The sequence below is a fragment of the Pseudomonas sp. 1L-B-1-E-C1 genome (genome assembly GCF_057291835.1).
Genome location: NZ_JBXAWN010000024.1, coordinates 1 through 15,912 on the forward strand (window position 1 = coordinate 1; position 15,912 = coordinate 15,912).

General features: G+C 56.1%; 13 protein-coding genes and 1 tRNA gene. All 14 read right to left on the reverse strand.

Annotated features, from left to right (window positions below):
• Window positions 1-449, reverse strand: a 449-nt coding sequence (locus AC0Z4S_RS26300) for a GTP-binding protein (protein ID WP_485625097.1), incomplete at its 3' end; no start/stop codon positions are given.
• A gap of 31 nt (window positions 450-480) precedes the next feature.
• Complete coding sequence (gene fusA, locus AC0Z4S_RS26305; RefSeq protein ID WP_016772942.1) at window positions 481-2,586, reverse strand: elongation factor G; 2,106 nt, start codon at window positions 2,584-2,586, stop codon at window positions 481-483.
• Window positions 2,587-2,616: 30 nt separating this feature from the next.
• Window positions 2,617-3,090 carry a 30S ribosomal protein S7 gene (gene rpsG, locus AC0Z4S_RS26310; RefSeq protein ID WP_016772941.1) on the reverse strand — a complete coding sequence of 158 codons (474 nt, stop codon included), beginning with the start codon at window positions 3,088-3,090 and terminating at the stop codon, window positions 2,617-2,619.
• A gap of 107 nt (window positions 3,091-3,197) precedes the next feature.
• A complete protein-coding gene (gene rpsL / locus AC0Z4S_RS26315; protein WP_003186084.1) occupies window positions 3,198-3,569 on the reverse strand; it encodes a 30S ribosomal protein S12 in 372 nt (123 codons plus the stop codon).
• Window positions 3,570-3,785: 216 nt separating this feature from the next.
• Window positions 3,786-7,985, reverse strand: coding sequence for a DNA-directed RNA polymerase subunit beta' (rpoC, locus tag AC0Z4S_RS26320; RefSeq protein ID WP_253496293.1), 4,200 nt, complete (start codon window positions 7,983-7,985; stop codon window positions 3,786-3,788).
• A 64-nt stretch (window positions 7,986-8,049) separates the two neighbouring features.
• On the reverse strand, window positions 8,050-12,123 hold the full coding sequence (gene rpoB / locus AC0Z4S_RS26325) for a DNA-directed RNA polymerase subunit beta (RefSeq protein ID WP_016772939.1): 4,074 nt from the start codon (window positions 12,121-12,123) through the stop codon (window positions 8,050-8,052).
• A gap of 221 nt (window positions 12,124-12,344) precedes the next feature.
• Entirely contained in the window at window positions 12,345-12,710 is a 366-nt protein-coding gene (rplL, locus tag AC0Z4S_RS26330) for a 50S ribosomal protein L7/L12 (protein ID WP_003228750.1), read from the reverse strand.
• Between the two features lie 73 nt (window positions 12,711-12,783).
• Entirely contained in the window at window positions 12,784-13,284 is a 501-nt protein-coding gene (gene rplJ / locus AC0Z4S_RS26335; RefSeq protein WP_008081912.1) for a 50S ribosomal protein L10, read from the reverse strand.
• Window positions 13,285-13,482: 198 nt separating this feature from the next.
• Window positions 13,483-14,178: a 50S ribosomal protein L1 gene (gene rplA, locus AC0Z4S_RS26340; RefSeq protein ID WP_024014523.1), complete on the reverse strand. Its 696-nt coding sequence runs from the start codon at window positions 14,176-14,178 to the stop codon at window positions 13,483-13,485.
• On the reverse strand, window positions 14,178-14,609 hold the full coding sequence (gene rplK, locus AC0Z4S_RS26345; RefSeq protein WP_003176435.1) for a 50S ribosomal protein L11: 432 nt from the start codon (window positions 14,607-14,609) through the stop codon (window positions 14,178-14,180). Before rplK ends, rplA begins: the two co-directional genes overlap by 1 nt.
• 118 nt (window positions 14,610-14,727) lie before the next feature.
• Complete coding sequence (nusG, locus tag AC0Z4S_RS26350; protein WP_007957598.1) at window positions 14,728-15,261, reverse strand: transcription termination/antitermination protein NusG; 534 nt, start codon at window positions 15,259-15,261, stop codon at window positions 14,728-14,730.
• Between the two features lie 9 nt (window positions 15,262-15,270).
• On the reverse strand, window positions 15,271-15,639 hold the full coding sequence (gene secE / locus AC0Z4S_RS26355) for a preprotein translocase subunit SecE (protein WP_253496296.1): 369 nt from the start codon (window positions 15,637-15,639) through the stop codon (window positions 15,271-15,273).
• Window positions 15,640-15,684: 45 nt separating this feature from the next.
• Window positions 15,685-15,760 (reverse strand) — tRNA-Trp (locus AC0Z4S_RS26360).
• Window positions 15,761-15,813: 53 nt separating this feature from the next.
• Window positions 15,814-15,912: EF-Tu C-terminal domain-related protein (locus tag AC0Z4S_RS26365; RefSeq protein ID WP_456239168.1), on the reverse strand; the 99-nt coding region annotated here is incomplete at its 5' end.

Here is a 15,912-nt window from a genome sequence, read left to right on the forward strand (position 1 = left end):
ACCAGTTCCAGCAGCTCAGCGTCGTCTACCAGGTCAGCCTTGTTCAGGAAAACCACGATGTACGGAACGCCTACCTGACGGGACAGCAGGATGTGCTCACGGGTTTGTGGCATCGGACCATCAGCGGCCGAGCAAACCAGGATCGCGCCGTCCATCTGGGCAGCACCGGTGATCATGTTCTTCACGTAGTCAGCGTGACCTGGGCAGTCAACGTGAGCGTAGTGACGAATAGTCGAGTTGTACTCAACGTGAGCGGTGTTGATGGTGATACCGCGAGCTTTTTCTTCTGGTGCGCTGTCGATCTTGTCGAATTCAACGACGGCCGAACCGAAAACTTCGGAGCAGACGCGAGTCAGAGCAGCAGTCAGAGTGGTTTTACCGTGGTCAACGTGACCAATGGTGCCAACGTTGACGTGCGGTAGGGAACGATCAAATTTTTCTTTAGCCACGACAATTAACTCCTAGCCTAAAGGGGCTGAATCAGCCTTGTTTTTTGGTTACGGATTCGACGATGTGCGACGGAGCCGTATCGTATTTTTTGAATTCCATAGAGTAGCTTGCGCGACCCTGAGACATGGAACGAACGTCGGTCGCATAACCGAACATCTCACCCAGTGGAACCTCGGCACGGATAACCTTGCCGGACACTGTGTCTTCCATACCCTGGATCATGCCGCGACGACGGTTAAGGTCGCCCATCACATCACCCATATAGTCTTCAGGCGTAACAACCTCTACCGCCATGATCGGCTCGAGCAACTCACCACCGCCCTTCTGGGCCAGTTGCTTGGTCGCCATGGAAGCAGCCACCTTGAACGCCATCTCGTTGGAGTCGACGTCGTGGTAAGAACCATCGAACACGGTAGCCTTCAGGCCGATCAGCGGATAGCCGGCAACAACGCCGTTCTTCATCTGCTCTTCGATACCCTTCTGGATAGCCGGGATGTATTCCTTAGGAACCACACCACCTACAACTTCGTTCACGAATTGCAGACCTTCCTGACCTTCGTCAGCAGGAGCAAAACGGATCCAGCAGTGACCGAACTGGCCGCGACCACCGGACTGACGAACGAACTTGCCTTCGATTTCACAGTTCTTCGTGATGCGCTCACGATAGGAAACCTGAGGCTTGCCGATGTTGGCTTCGACGTTGAACTCACGGCGCATCCGGTCAACCAGGATGTCCAGGTGCAACTCGCCCATGCCGGAGATGATCGTCTGACCAGTCTCTTCATCAGTTTTAACGCGGAAAGACGGGTCTTCCTGAGCGAGTTTGCCCAGAGCGATACCCATTTTTTCCTGGTCATCCTTGGTCTTGGGCTCTACGGCAACCGAAATAACCGGCTCCGGGAAGTCCATGCGAACCAGGATGATTGGCTTGTCAGCGTTGCAGAGGGTTTCACCAGTGGTGACGTCCTTCATGCCGATCAGGGCCGCGATGTCGCCAGCGCGTACTTCCTTGATCTCTTCGCGGGCGTTTGCGTGCATCTGCACCATACGACCCACGCGCTCTTTCTTGCCTTTGACCGAGTTGATCACGCCGTCGCCGGAGTTCAACACGCCCGAGTAAACGCGGACGAAGGTCAGAGTACCCACGAATGGGTCGGTAGCGATCTTGAACGCCAGAGCCGCGAAAGGCTCGTTGTCGTCTGCATGACGCTCCATCTCTTCTTCCTCGTTATCAGGGTTGGAACCCTTGATAGCAGGAATGTCGGTCGGAGCAGGCAGGTAGTCGATAACGGCGTCGAGAACCAGGGGAACACCCTTGTTCTTGAACGAAGAACCGCAAACGGCCAGAACGATTTCGCCGGCGATAGTACGCTGACGCAAAGCAGCCTTGATCTCTTCGATCGACAGCTCTTCGCCTTCCAGGTACTTGTTCATCAGCTCTTCGTTGGCTTCGGCGGCAGCTTCAACCATGTTGTTGCGCCACTCTTCAGCCAGCTCTTGCAGCTCGGCAGGAATGTCCTTGCGAACAGGGACCATACCTTTGTCGGAGTCGTTCCAGTAGACAGCTTGCATGTTGATCAGATCGATCTGACCCTGGAAGTTGTCTTCGGAACCGATGGCCAACTGGATCGGCACCGGAGTGTGACCCAGACGCTGCTTGATCTGACCGATCACGCGCAGGAAGTTGGCGCCGGCACGGTCCATCTTGTTTACGTAAACAAGACGTGGAACGCCGTATTTGTTGGCTTGACGCCATACGGTTTCCGACTGCGGCTCAACACCCGAAGTACCGCAGAACACAACGACAGCGCCGTCAAGTACGCGCAGGGAGCGCTCAACTTCAATGGTGAAGTCAACGTGGCCCGGGGTATCGATTACGTTGAAACGGTGCTCGTGAGAGTACTGCTTTTCGGAACCTTTCCAGAAGGCGGTAATGGCAGCAGAAGTAATGGTAATACCACGCTCCTGCTCCTGAACCATCCAGTCTGTGGTCGCGGCGCCATCATGCACCTCGCCCATTTTGTGACTTTTGCCGGTGTAAAACAGTACGCGCTCGGTGGTGGTGGTTTTACCAGCATCCACGTGAGCGACGATACCGATGTTACGGTAGCGGCTAATCGGAGTAGTACGAGCCATAAAGCCCTCGCAAAATTAGTGAAGCTAAAATTAGAAGCGGTAGTGCGAGAAAGCTTTGTTAGCTTCGGCCATACGGTGCACGTCTTCACGCTTCTTAACAGCAGCACCTTTACCTTCAGCAGCATCCAGCAGTTCGCCAGCCAAACGCAGAGCCATAGACTTCTCGCCGCGCTTACGGGCGAAGTCTACCAACCAGCGCATTGCCAGAGCGTTACGACGGGAAGGACGAACCTCGACCGGAACCTGGTAAGTAGCACCACCAACGCGGCGCGACTTCACTTCGACCAGCGGAGCGATGGCGTCGAGTGCTTTTTCGAAGAGTTCCAGGGGATCGGTGCCAGCCTTACGGGCCGCAACGGTTTCCAGGGCACCATAAACGATACGCTCGGCAACGGCTTTCTTGCCGCTTTCCATAACGTGGTTCATGAATTTGGCGAGGATCTGGCTTCCGTATTTCGGATCGTCCAGAATCTCACGCTTTGCTGCTACGCGACGTCTTGGCATGATAAGCCCTCAAGCGGTCTTCAGGTTAGCTCGGGACAGATCCGGAGGATGCGTGCCCGACCTTACTCTTATCGACTCAATAAAATAAAAATCTGCAAAACGGCCGATTACTTCGGACGCTTGGTACCGTACTTCGAACGACCCTGGTTACGGCCTTTAACGCCGGAGGTATCCAAGGAGCCGCGAACGGTGTGGTAACGAACACCTGGCAAGTCTTTTACACGACCGCCGCGGATCAGTACCACGCTGTGCTCTTGCAGGTTGTGGCCTTCACCACCGATGTACGAGGAAACCTCGAAACCGTTGGTCAGACGCACACGGCATACTTTACGCAGTGCCGAGTTAGGTTTTTTCGGCGTGGTGGTGTACACACGGGTGCACACGCCACGACGTTGCGGGCAGTTCTGCAGCGCAGGTACGTCGGATTTCTCGACGATACGCTTACGCGGCTGACGTACCAGCTGGTTGATAGTTGCCATCTACTAGCTCCACTGTTGTCTTGCGACGCTATTGTCTTGCAAGAAAAGCAAAATGGCAGGAACGAATTCCCGCCAAATTTAGGGGATCAAGAGTCTAAAGAGGATCTTGATTCCAGTCAAGGCAAGGCCCCGACCTCCCCGCCCGTCGAACCTCGACTAAATGTCTCGATTCGACGAACGGAGCGATCAGGGCCTTACGCTCGTTTATCGCAGAACTCAGTTACCGCTCGAGTTCAGCGCTTCGGTCAGTGCAGCTTCCACTTCACTGGCGCTTACGCGCAACGGCTTGTCGGCATCACGGCGACGCTTGCGCTCGCTGTGATAGGCAAGACCGGTACCAGCCGGGATCAGACGACCCACGACTACGTTTTCTTTCAGGCCGCGCAGGTAATCGCGCTTGCCGGTGACTGCCGCTTCGGTCAGTACGCGGGTGGTTTCCTGGAAGGAAGCCGCCGAGATGAACGATTCGGTGGACAACGACGCCTTGGTGATACCCAGCAGAACGCGAGTGAACTTGGAGACAAACTTGTCTTCCGTGCTCAGACGCTCGTTCTCGACCAGAACGTGAGTCAGTTCCATCTGGTCGCCCTTGATGAAGCTGGAATCGCCAGACTCGGAGATCTCAACTTTACGCAGCATCTGACGCAGGATGGTCTCGATGTGCTTGTCGTTGATCTTCACGCCTTGCAGACGATAAACGTCCTGGATCTCGTTGACGATGTACTTGGCCAGCGCGCTCACACCCAGCAGACGCAGGATGTCGTGCGGATCGCTTGGACCGTCGGAGATAACTTCGCCGCGGTTTACCTGTTCGCCTTCGAAGACGTTCAGGTGACGCCACTTCGGAATCAGCTCTTCGTACGGATCGCTACCGTCGTTCGGGGTAATGACCAGACGGCGCTTGCCTTTGGTCTCCTTACCGAACGCGATGGTGCCGCTGACTTCTGCCAGAATCGACGCTTCTTTCGGACGGCGGGCTTCGAACAGGTCGGCAACACGCGGCAGACCACCGGTGATGTCACGGGTCTTCGAAGTTTCCTGCGGGATACGAGCGATAACATCACCGATCGCAATCTTCGCACCGTCAGCCACACCGACCAGGGCGTTGGCTGGCAGGAAGTACTGAGCGATAACGTCAGTGCCTGGCAGCAACAGATCCTTGCCGTTGTCGTCGACCATCTTCACTGCTGGACGGATTTCCTTACCGGCAGCTGGACGATCTTTCGCGTCGAGTACTTCAATGTTGGTCATACCGGTCAATTCGTCAGTCTGACGCTTGATCGTGATGCCTTCTTCCATGCCCACGTAGGTCACGGTACCTTTCATTTCAGTAACGATCGGGTGAGTGTGCGGATCCCACTTGGCCACGATTGCGCCAGCGTCGACCTTGTCACCTTCCTTGACCGAGATCACAGCACCGTACGGCAGCTTGTAACGCTCGCGCTCACGACCGAAATCGTCAGCGATTGCCAGCTCCCCGGAACGGGACACAGCAACCAGGTGGCCATCCACTCGCTCAACGTGCTTCAGGTTGTGCAGACGGACAGTACCGCCATTCTTCACCTGAACGCTGTCGGCTGCGGAAGTACGGCTTGCCGCACCACCGATGTGGAACGTACGCATGGTCAGCTGGGTACCCGGCTCACCGATGGACTGGGCAGCGATAACGCCGACCGCTTCACCGATGTTCACCTGGTGACCACGAGCCAGATCACGGCCGTAGCACTTGGCGCAAATGCCGTAACGGGTTTCGCAGCTGATCGGCGAACGCACGATCACTTCGTCGATGCTGTTCAGCTCGATGAACTCGACCCACTTCTCGTCAACCAGAGTGCCGGCAGGAACGATAACGTCCTCGGTACCTGGCTTGAATACGTCACGGGCAATCACACGACCCAATACGCGCTCACCCAACGGCTCTACAACGTCACCGCCTTCAATGTGCGGAGTCATCAGCAGACCGTGTTCGGTGCCGCAATCGATCTCGGTAACTACCAGATCCTGCGCCACGTCTACCAGACGACGAGTCAGGTAACCGGAGTTCGCAGTTTTCAACGCGGTATCCGCCAGACCTTTACGAGCACCGTGAGTCGAGATGAAGTACTGAAGCACGCTCAGACCTTCACGGAAGTTCGCAGTAATCGGCGTTTCAATGATGGAACCGTCCGGCTTGGCCATCAGACCACGCATACCGGCCAGCTGACGAATCTGTGCTGCGGAACCCCGCGCACCCGAGTCGGCCATCATGTACATCGAGTTGAAAGACTCTTGGTCGACTTCGTCGCCGTGACGGTCGATGACTTTCTCTTTCGAGAGGTTGGCCATCATCGCCTTGGAAACTTCATCGTTCGCTTTCGACCAGAGGTCGATCACTTTGTTGTACTTCTCGCCCTGGGTTACCAGGCCGGAGGCGTACTGGCTCTCGATCTCTTTCACTTCGTCGGTGGCTGCACCGATGATGCGGGCTTTCTCGTCAGGGATAACGAAGTCGTTAACACCGATGGAAACGCCGGAGATGGTCGAATAAGCGAAACCGGTGTACATCAACTGGTCAGCGAAGATCACGGTCTCTTTCAGACCAACCACGCGATAGCACTGGTTGATCAGCTTGGAGATCGCCTTTTTCTTCATCGGCAGGTTGACGACGTCGTACGACAGACCTTTTGGCACAACCTGGAACAGCAGCGCACGGCCGACAGTGGTGTCGACGATACGGGTACCGCTCACGCTGTTGCCGTCACGGTCATTGACGGTTTCGTTGATACGTACTTTAACCTTGGCGTGCAGTGCGGCTTCGCCGGCACGGAACACACGGTCAACTTCCTGCAGATCCGCGAACACACGACCTTCGCCTTTGGCGTTGATCGCTTCACGAGTCATGTAGTACAGACCCAATACAACGTCCTGCGACGGAACGATGATTGGCTCACCGTTGGCTGGCGACAGGATGTTGTTGGTCGACATCATCAACGCACGCGCTTCGAGCTGGGCTTCCAGTGTCAGCGGTACGTGCACGGCCATTTGGTCGCCGTCGAAGTCGGCGTTGTACGCGGCGCAGACCAGCGGGTGCAGCTGGATAGCCTTACCTTCGATCAGTACCGGTTCAAACGCCTGGATACCCAGACGGTGAAGGGTCGGTGCACGGTTGAGCAGGACCGGGTGTTCGCGAATCACTTCAGCGAGAACGTCCCAAACCTCTGGCAGCTCGCGCTCGACCATTTTCTTGGCCGCTTTGATGGTGGTCGCCAGACCACGCATTTCCAGCTTGCCGAAAATGAACGGCTTGAACAGCTCGAGAGCCATCTTCTTCGGCAGACCGCACTGGTGCAGACGCAGGGTCGGGCCTACGGTAATTACCGAACGACCGGAGTAGTCAACACGCTTACCGAGCAAGTTCTGACGGAAACGACCCTGCTTACCCTTGATCATGTCAGCCAGGGACTTCAGAGGACGCTTGTTGGAGCCTGTGATAGCGCGGCCACGACGACCGTTGTCGAGCAGTGCATCGACCGCTTCCTGCAACATACGCTTTTCGTTGCGCACGATGATGTCCGGAGCGGACAGATCCAGCAGGCGCTTCAAACGGTTGTTACGGTTGATCACTCGACGATACAGATCGTTGAGGTCGGAAGTCGCGAAACGACCGCCATCCAGCGGGACCAGTGGACGCAGATCTGGCGGCAGAACCGGCAGAACGGTCAGCACCATCCACTCTGGCAGGTTGCCGGAACCCTGGAAGGCTTCCATCAACTTCAGACGCTTGGACAGCTTCTTGATCTTGGTTTCCGAGTTGGTTTGCGGAATCTCTTCGCGCAGACGGCCAATCTCGTGCTCCAGGTCGATAGCGTGCAGCAGTTCACGGACAGCTTCGGCACCCATGCGGGCGTCGAAATCGTCACCGAACTCTTCCAGCGCTTCGAAGTACTGCTCGTCGTTCAGCAGCTGACCTTTTTCAAGGGTGGTCATGCCTGGATCGATAACGACATAGCTCTCGAAGTAGAGAACGCGTTCGATATCACGCAGGGTCATGTCCATCAGCAAGCCGATACGGGACGGCAGCGATTTCAGGAACCAGATGTGGGCAACCGGCGAAGCCAGTTCGATGTGCGCCATGCGCTCACGACGAACCTTGGCCAGTGCAACTTCAACGCCGCACTTCTCGCAGATCACACCACGGTGCTTCAAGCGCTTGTACTTACCGCACAGGCACTCGTAATCCTTTACCGGGCCAAAGATCTTGGCGCAGAACAGACCATCACGCTCAGGTTTGAACGTACGGTAGTTGATGGTTTCCGGCTTTTTAACTTCACCGAACGACCACGAACGGATCATCTCCGGCGAGGCCAATCCGATACGGATGGCGTCGAACTCTTCGACTTGACCCTGGTTTTTCAGCAAATTCAGTAGGTCTTTCAAGGCCTTTCCTCCTGGCGGAGCAGAGAGCGGGCAGTCCTGCCCCGCTCTCGATTCGCGTCACGTGTTATTCGGTTTCCAGATCGATATCGATGCCGAGGGAACGAATTTCCTTGATCAACACGTTGAAGGACTCGGGCATGCCCGGCTCCATACGGTGATCGCCATCCACGATGTTCTTGTACATCTTGGTACGGCCGTTCACATCGTCCGACTTCACTGTGAGCATTTCTTGCAGAGTGTAAGCAGCACCGTATGCTTCCAGTGCCCAGACCTCCATCTCCCCGAAACGCTGACCACCGAACTGCGCCTTACCACCCAGCGGCTGCTGGGTAACCAGGCTGTAAGAACCGGTAGAACGCGCGTGCATCTTGTCGTCTACCAAGTGGTTCAGCTTCAGCATGTACATGTAGCCAACGGTAACTGGACGCTCGAACTTGTTGCCGGTACGGCCGTCAGTCAGCTGCATCTGGCCGCTTTCCGGCAGGTCTGCCAGTTTCAGCATGGCCTTGATTTCGCTTTCCTTGGCGCCGTCGAACACTGGAGTGGCCATTGGAACGCCGCCACGCAGGTTGTTCGCCAGATCGAGGATTTCCTGATCGGAGAAGCTGTCCAGATCTTCGTTACGACCGCCGATCTGGTTGTAGATCTCGTCCAGGAAGGTGCGCAGCTCAGCCACTTTACGCTGCTCTTCGACCATCCGGTTGATCTTCTCGCCCAGACCTTTGGCCGCGAGGCCCAGGTGGGTTTCGAGAATCTGACCAACGTTCATACGCGAAGGTACGCCCAGCGGGTTGAGGACCACGTCGACCGGGGTGCCATTGGCATCGTGCGGCATGTCTTCAACAGGCATGATCACGGAAACCACACCCTTGTTACCGTGACGACCGGCCATCTTGTCGCCCGGCTGGATGCGGCGACGGATTGCCAGGTAAACCTTGACGATTTTCAGCACGCCTGGAGCCAGGTCATCGCCCTGCTGCAGTTTGCGCTTCTTGTCTTCGAACTTGTCGTCCAGCAGACGGCGACGATCAACGATGTAGGCCTGAGCCTTCTCGAGCTGCTCGTTCAGAGCATCTTCAGCCATGCGCAGTTTGAACCACTGGCCGTGCTCAAGACCGTCGAGAACTTCGTCGGTGATGTCCTGACCTTTCTTCAGGCCGGCGCCGCCTTCGGCCTTGTGGCCTACCAGAGCGGAACGCAGACGTTCGAAAGTCGCGCCTTCAACGATGCGGAACTCTTCGTTCAGATCCTTGCGGATCTCGTCCAGCTGGGACTTCTCGATCGACAGTGCACGAGCATCACGCTCAACGCCGTCACGGGTGAAGACCTGTACGTCGATGACAGTACCTTTGGTGCCGGTTGGCACGCGCAGGGAGGTGTCTTTAACGTCGCTGGCTTTTTCACCGAAAATCGCACGCAGCAGCTTTTCTTCCGGAGTCAGTTGGGTCTCGCCTTTCGGAGTGACCTTGCCGACCAGGATGTCGCCTGCGCCTACTTCAGCACCTACGTAAACGATACCGGCTTCGTCCAGCTTGTTCAGTGCGGCTTCACCCACGTTCGGGATGTCCGCAGTGATTTCCTCTGGGCCAAGCTTGGTGTCACGGGCCACACAGGTCAGTTCCTGAATGTGGATCGTGGTGAAGCGGTCTTCCTGAACCACACGCTCGGACAGGCAGATGGAGTCTTCGAAGTTGAAGCCGTTCCATGCCATGAACGCGATGCGCATGTTTTGACCCAGTGCCAGTTCACCCATGTCGGTGGACGGACCGTCGGCCATGATGTCGCTACGCTGAACGCGATCACCTTTACGCACCAGCGGACGCTGGTTGATGCAGGTGTTCTGGTTCGAGCGGGTGTATTTGGTCAGGTTGTAGATGTCGACACCGGCTTCACCGGTTTCAACTTCGTCATCGGCAACACGAACCACGATACGGCTGGCGTCGACGGAATCGATCACGCCACCACGACGAGCCACGACGCAAACGCCGGAGTCACGGGCTACGTTACGCTCCATGCCGGTACCTACCAGCGGCTTGTCAGCGCGCAGAGTCGGTACAGCCTGACGCTGCATGTTCGAACCCATCAACGCACGGTTGGCGTCGTCGTGCTCGAGGAACGGAATCAGCGACGCTGCAACCGACACAACCTGCTTCGGCGAAACGTCCATCAGGGTGACGTCTTCCGGCGCCTTGACGGTGAATTCGTTCAGGTGACGTACGGCTACCAGTTCGTCGATCAGGACTTTCTGCTCGTTCATGGTCGCCGAAGCCTGCGCGATCACGTGATCGGCTTCTTCGATAGCGGACAGGAACACGATCTCGTCGGTAACCACGCCCTCTTTCACCACGCGGTACGGGCTTTCCAGGAAGCCGTACTGGTTGGTGCGAGCGTACGCAGCCAGGGAGTTGATCAGACCGATGTTCGGACCTTCCGGCGTTTCAATCGGGCAGACACGACCGTAGTGAGTCGGGTGTACGTCACGGACTTCGAAGCCTGCGCGCTCACGAGTCAGACCACCAGGGCCGAGCGCGGAGACACGACGCTTGTGGGTGATCTCGGACAGCGGGTTGTTCTGGTCCATGAACTGCGAGAGCTGGCTGGAACCGAAGAACTCTTTCACCGCCGCAGCCACTGGCTTGGCGTTGATCAGGTCTTGCGGCATCAGGCCTTCGCTTTCAGCCATCGACAGACGCTCTTTGACCGCACGCTCAACACGTACCAGGCCAACGCGGAACTGGTTCTCGGCCATTTCGCCTACGCAGCGAACACGACGGTTACCCAGGTGGTCGATGTCATCGACGATGCCTTTACCGTTACGGATGTCGACCAGAGTCTTCAATACCGCGACGATGTCTTCCTTGCACAGCACGCCCGAACCTTCGATCTCGGTACGACCGATACGACGGTTGAACTTCATTCGGCCGACCGCAGACAGGTCATAGCGCTCAGGGCTGAAGAACAGGTTGTTGAACAGGGTCTCGGCAGCGTCTTTGGTTGGCGGCTCGCCTGGACGCATCATGCGATAGATCTCGACCAGCGCTTCCAATTGGTTGCTGGTGGAGTCGATCTTCAGCGTGTCGGAGACGAACGGACCGCAGTCGATGTCGTTGGTGTACAGGGTCTCGATGCGAACGACCTGAGCCTTGGCGATTTTTGCCAGGACTTCAGTGTTCAGCTCGGTGTTGCATTCGGCCAGGATTTCGCCGGTGGCCGGGTGCACGATAGCCTTGGCGGTGGTGCGGCCGAGGACGTAGTCCAGTGGCACGTCCAGCGTCTTGATACCGGCTTTTTCGATCTGGTTGATGTGGCGCGCGGTAATACGACGGCCTTGCTCAACGATGACCTTGCCCTTCTCGTCCTGGATGTCCAGAACCGCAACTTCACCACGCAGGCGCGATGGCACCAGTTCCAGGCTAAGGGTTTCGCCACTCAGGTGGAATACGTTGGTGGTGTAGAACGCGTCCAGCACTTCTTCGGTGGTGTAACCGAGTGCGCGCAGCAGTACCGAAGCCGGCAGTTTGCGACGACGGTCGATACGCACGAAGACGCAGTCTTTCGGGTCGAATTCGAAGTCCAGCCACGAACCGCGGTAAGGAATGATGCGAGCCGAGTACAGCAGTTTGCCGGAGCTGTGCGTCTTGCCGCGGTCGTGGTCGAAGAACACGCCCGGGGAACGGTGCAGCTGGGAAACGATAACACGCTCGGTACCGTTGATTACGAAGGTACCGTTCTCAGTCATCAGGGGGATTTCACCCATGTAGACTTCTTGCTCTTTGATGTCCTTGATCGCTTTGTTCGACGATTCTTTGTCGAAAATGATCAGGCGCACTTTTACCCGCAAAGGTACGGCGAAAGTTACACCGCGCAATACGCATTCTTTGACATCAAATGCCGGTTCGCCCAGGCGATAACCGACGTACTCCAGCGCAGCATTGCCGGAGTAGCTGATGATCGGGAAAACGGATTTGAAGGCCGCATGCAGGCCCACGTCGCGGAACTGATCTTTAGTCGCTCCCGCTTGCAAGAATTCACGATACGAATCCAGCTGGATGGCCAGGAGGTAAGGCACATCCATGACGTCCGGCAACTTGCTAAAGTCCTTGCGGATACGTTTTTTCTCAGTATATGAGTAAGCCATCAGCGTTCCCCAGCTTGGTCACCTGCTTGTTTGGCCCCTCCCGACGGGAGCAGCCAGAAAATCGTGCAAACCCCATGGTTTGCGCCACCGCATCGGGTGGTTACAGCGCCTTTACCGGCACCGACCCAGTCGGCTGCCAATAACGGAAAAAGGCCGGTGGCAAGAGCCACCAGCCATCAGCCTGTCGCTTGACGCTCGGGCTGGAGGAGCAAAGTCGATGCTTACTTCAGCTCGACTTTAGCGCCTGCTTCTTCCAGCTTCTTCTTGGCGTCTTCAGCCGCTTCTTTCGAAACGCCTTCAGCTACAACCTGAGGAGCGCCGTCTACTTTCTCTTTGGCTTCTTTCAGGCCCAGACCGGTCAGTTCACGAACTGCCTTGATCACGTTAACCTTCTTCTCGCCAGCTTCCAGCAGAACAACGTTGAACTCGGTTTGCTCTTCAACAACAGCGGCAGCAGCAGCTGGACCAGCCGAAGCGGCAGCAGCGGTAACGCCGAAGGTTTCTTCCATCGCTTTGATCAGCTCAACGATTTCCACTACGGATTTCTGGCCGATTGCTTCGATGATTTGTTCGTTAGTCAGAGACATGACTCAATTCCTGAATTGGGGGACGGCCTACGCGACCATCGAAATAAACAAAAAACGCGAGAAGTGACGAGCCTTAGGCTGCGGCAGCTTCTTTCTGGTCGCGAATTGCCGCCAGAGTACGAGCCAATTTGCTGGTAGCGCCTTGAATCACGCTCATCAGCTGAGAAATTGCTTCGTCACGGGTCGGCAGGGTTGCCAGTACGTCGATCTGATTAGCTGCGAGGAACTTGCCCTCGAACGCAGCTGCCTTGATCTCGAACTTGTCCTGACCCTTCGCAAACTCTTTGAAGATACGGGCAGCAGCGCCCGGATGTTCGTTGGAGAATGCAATCAGGGTCGGGCCGGTGAACACGTCGTTGAGGACACTGTATTGAGTGTCAGCAACAGCGCGCTTGAGCAGGGTGTTACGTACAACACGTACGTAAACGCCAGCTTCACGAGCCTCTTTACGGAGTCCGGTCATTGCGCCTACTGTTACGCCACGTGCATCAACCACGACAGCGGACAGAGCGACTTTGGCAGCCTCGTTGACTTCAGCGACGATGGCCTTCTTGTCTTCGAGATTAATTGCCACGGGTTTAACTCCTGCTTGTTACCGTTTCATTCGATCGGAACCGAATGTCGTTTTGGTGTCTGATTCGGTAAGGAACCGGGAGCACCATCTGCGTAGGCTTGAGGTTTAAGGCTTGCGCCGCCTACGGTCTTGGATAGCCCCCGCCAGGCAGGGACCCCAATCTTTCAATTGGCGCGGCAATCCGCGCCAACCTTTGTCTTACGCGTCGAGCGAGCTCTGATCGATAACCAGACCTGGGCCCATGGTGGTGCTCAGGGTAACGCGCTTGACGTAAATACCTTTCGAAGAAGCTGGCTTGATACGCTTCAGATCAGCGATCAGGGCTTCAACGTTTTCCTTCAGCTTGACGGCGTCGAAGCCGATCTTGCCAACGGAAGTGTGGATGATGCCGTTTTTGTCGGTGCGATAACGAACCTGACCAGCCTTGGCGTTTTTAACTGCGTTGGCTACGTCTGGAGTTACGGTGCCGACTTTCGGGTTAGGCATCAGGCCACGTGGACCGAGGATCTGACCCAACTGACCTACAACACGCATGGCATCCGGGGATGCGATCACTACGTCATAGTTCAGGTCGCCGCCTTTCATTTCAGCAGCCAGGTCGTCCATACCTACACGGTCAGCGCCGGCAGCCAGAGCGGCCTCAGCAGCTGGACCCTGGGTGAACACAGCTACGCGAACGGTCTTGCCAGTGCCGTGTGGCAGCACAGTAGCGCTACGAACAACCTGGTCGGATTTACGCGGGTCTACACCCAGGTTTACAGCAACGTCGAACGACTCGCTGAACTTGACAGTCGACAGCTCGGCCAGCAGAGCAGCGGCGTCTACAATGTTGTAGGCCTTGCCTGCTTCGATTTTGCCGGCGATAGCCTTTTGACGCTTGGTCAGCTTAGCCATTACACACCCTCCACGTTAAGGCCCATGCTACGAGCAGAACCGGCGATAGTACGCACGGCTGCATCCATATCAGCTGCAGTCAGATCCGCGTTTTTGGTTTTCGCGATTTCTTCCAGCTGAGCACGGGTTACAGTGCCAACCTTAACGGTGTTCGGACGAGCGGAACCGCTGGTCAGACCGGCCGCCTTCTTCAGCAGAACCGAAGCAGGGGTGGATTTGGTTTCGAAAGTGAAGCTACGGTCGCTGTAGACAGTGATGATCACTGGAGTCGGCAGACCTGGCTCAAGACCCTGAGTACGAGCGTTGAAAGCCTTGCAGAATTCCATGATGTTCACGCCGTGCTGACCCAGAGCAGGACCAACAGGTGGACTTGGGTTAGCCTGAGCGGCCTTCACTTGCAGCTTGATGTAAGCGGTAATCTTCTTGGCCATGAGGCACTCCAATTACGGGTTCGAACGCCTCGAAAGGCTCCCCGGTTACTTGCGCGTTTATCCCAGTGACGACAAAACCCCACAGCCTAAGGCTGCGGGGTTGGGATTGCTTATCCAGTTAGACCTTCTCGACCTGACTGAACTCGAGCTCCACCGGAGTAGAGCGACCGAAAATGAGCACCGCCACTTGGATCCGGCTCTTTTCGTAGTTAACTTCTTCCACAACGCCATTGAAATCAGCGAATGGACCGTCGTTGACACGTACCGTCTCACCTGGCTCGAACAACGTCTTCGGCTTAGGTTTGTCGCTACCATCAGCAACGCGACGCAGAATCGCTTCTGCCTCTTTATCGGTAATTGGTGCAGGCTTGTCGGCAGTACCGCCAATGAAACCCATCACCCGAGGAGTATCCTTGACCAAGTGCCAAGTACCCTCGTTCATATCCATTTGGACCAGCACATAGCCTGGGAAGAACTTCCGTTCGCTTTTGCGCTTCTGGCCGTTACGCATCTCAACCACTTCTTCAGTGGGAACCAGAATCTCGCCGAAGCCATCTTCCATGCCAGCCAGCTTTACGCGCTCGATCAGCGAGCGCATCACATGCTTCTCGTAACCCGAGTAAGCATGCACAACATACCAACGCTTAGCCACGGGACACCCTTAGCCGACAATCAAGGAAACAAGCCAGCCGAGCAGGGAATCAAGCCCCCACAACAGCAACGCCATAACCAGAACAACAGCCACGACAATCAGCGTGGTCTGCGTGGTTTCTTGGCGAGTTGGCCACACGACTTTACGAATCTCGGTACGAGCTTCCTTAACGAGTACAAAGAAAGACTTGCCCTTCGCGGTCTGCAGGCCTACAAAGGCAGCTACAGCAGCAATGGCAAGCAAAGCGAGTACACGGTACAGGATCGGCGAAGCAGCGTAATACTGATTGCCAACAACGCCAACAACCACCAAAGCGACTACTACAAGCCACTTGAGCAGATCGAAGCGAGAGCCTTGAGCTTCAGCGTTAGGAGTCATCTATGAAGATCCTGTGAAAAGAAAGCCAGACACACCGAGTGAATCTGGCAGGTCAGGAGGGAATCGAACCCCCAACCTACGGTTTTGGAGACCGTCGCTCTGCCAATTGAGCTACTGACCTAAAACAAAATCAGGCCGACCATTATGCCGGCCCGAAAAATACATTACAACCGCTTATTCGATGATTTTGGCTACGACGCCAGCGCCGACGGTACGACCGCCTTCACGGATAGCGAAACGCAGACCGTCTTCCATCGCGATGGTTTTGATCAG

Excerpts from the sequence above, each read along its gene's own strand:
- rplA (WP_024014523.1), bottom strand. The coding sequence starts at position 14,178 with ATGGCTAAGCTGACCAAGCGTCAAAAGGCTATCGCCGGCAAAATCGAA.
- rpsL (WP_003186084.1), bottom strand. The coding sequence starts at position 3,569 with ATGGCAACTATCAACCAGCTGGTACGTCAGCCGCGTAAGCGTATCGTC.
- fusA (WP_016772942.1), bottom strand. The coding sequence starts at position 2,586 with ATGGCTCGTACTACTCCGATTAGCCGCTACCGTAACATCGGTATCGTC.
- rplK (WP_003176435.1), bottom strand. The coding sequence starts at position 14,609 with ATGGCCAAGAAGATTACCGCTTACATCAAGCTGCAAGTGAAGGCCGCT.
- rplL (WP_003228750.1), bottom strand. The coding sequence starts at position 12,710 with ATGTCTCTGACTAACGAACAAATCATCGAAGCAATCGGCCAGAAATCC.
- rpsG (WP_016772941.1), bottom strand. The coding sequence starts at position 3,090 with ATGCCAAGACGTCGCGTAGCAGCAAAGCGTGAGATTCTGGACGATCCG.
- rpoB (WP_016772939.1), bottom strand. The coding sequence starts at position 12,123 with ATGGCTTACTCATATACTGAGAAAAAACGTATCCGCAAGGACTTTAGC.
- secE (WP_253496296.1), bottom strand. The coding sequence starts at position 15,639 with ATGACTCCTAACGCTGAAGCTCAAGGCTCTCGCTTCGATCTGCTCAAG.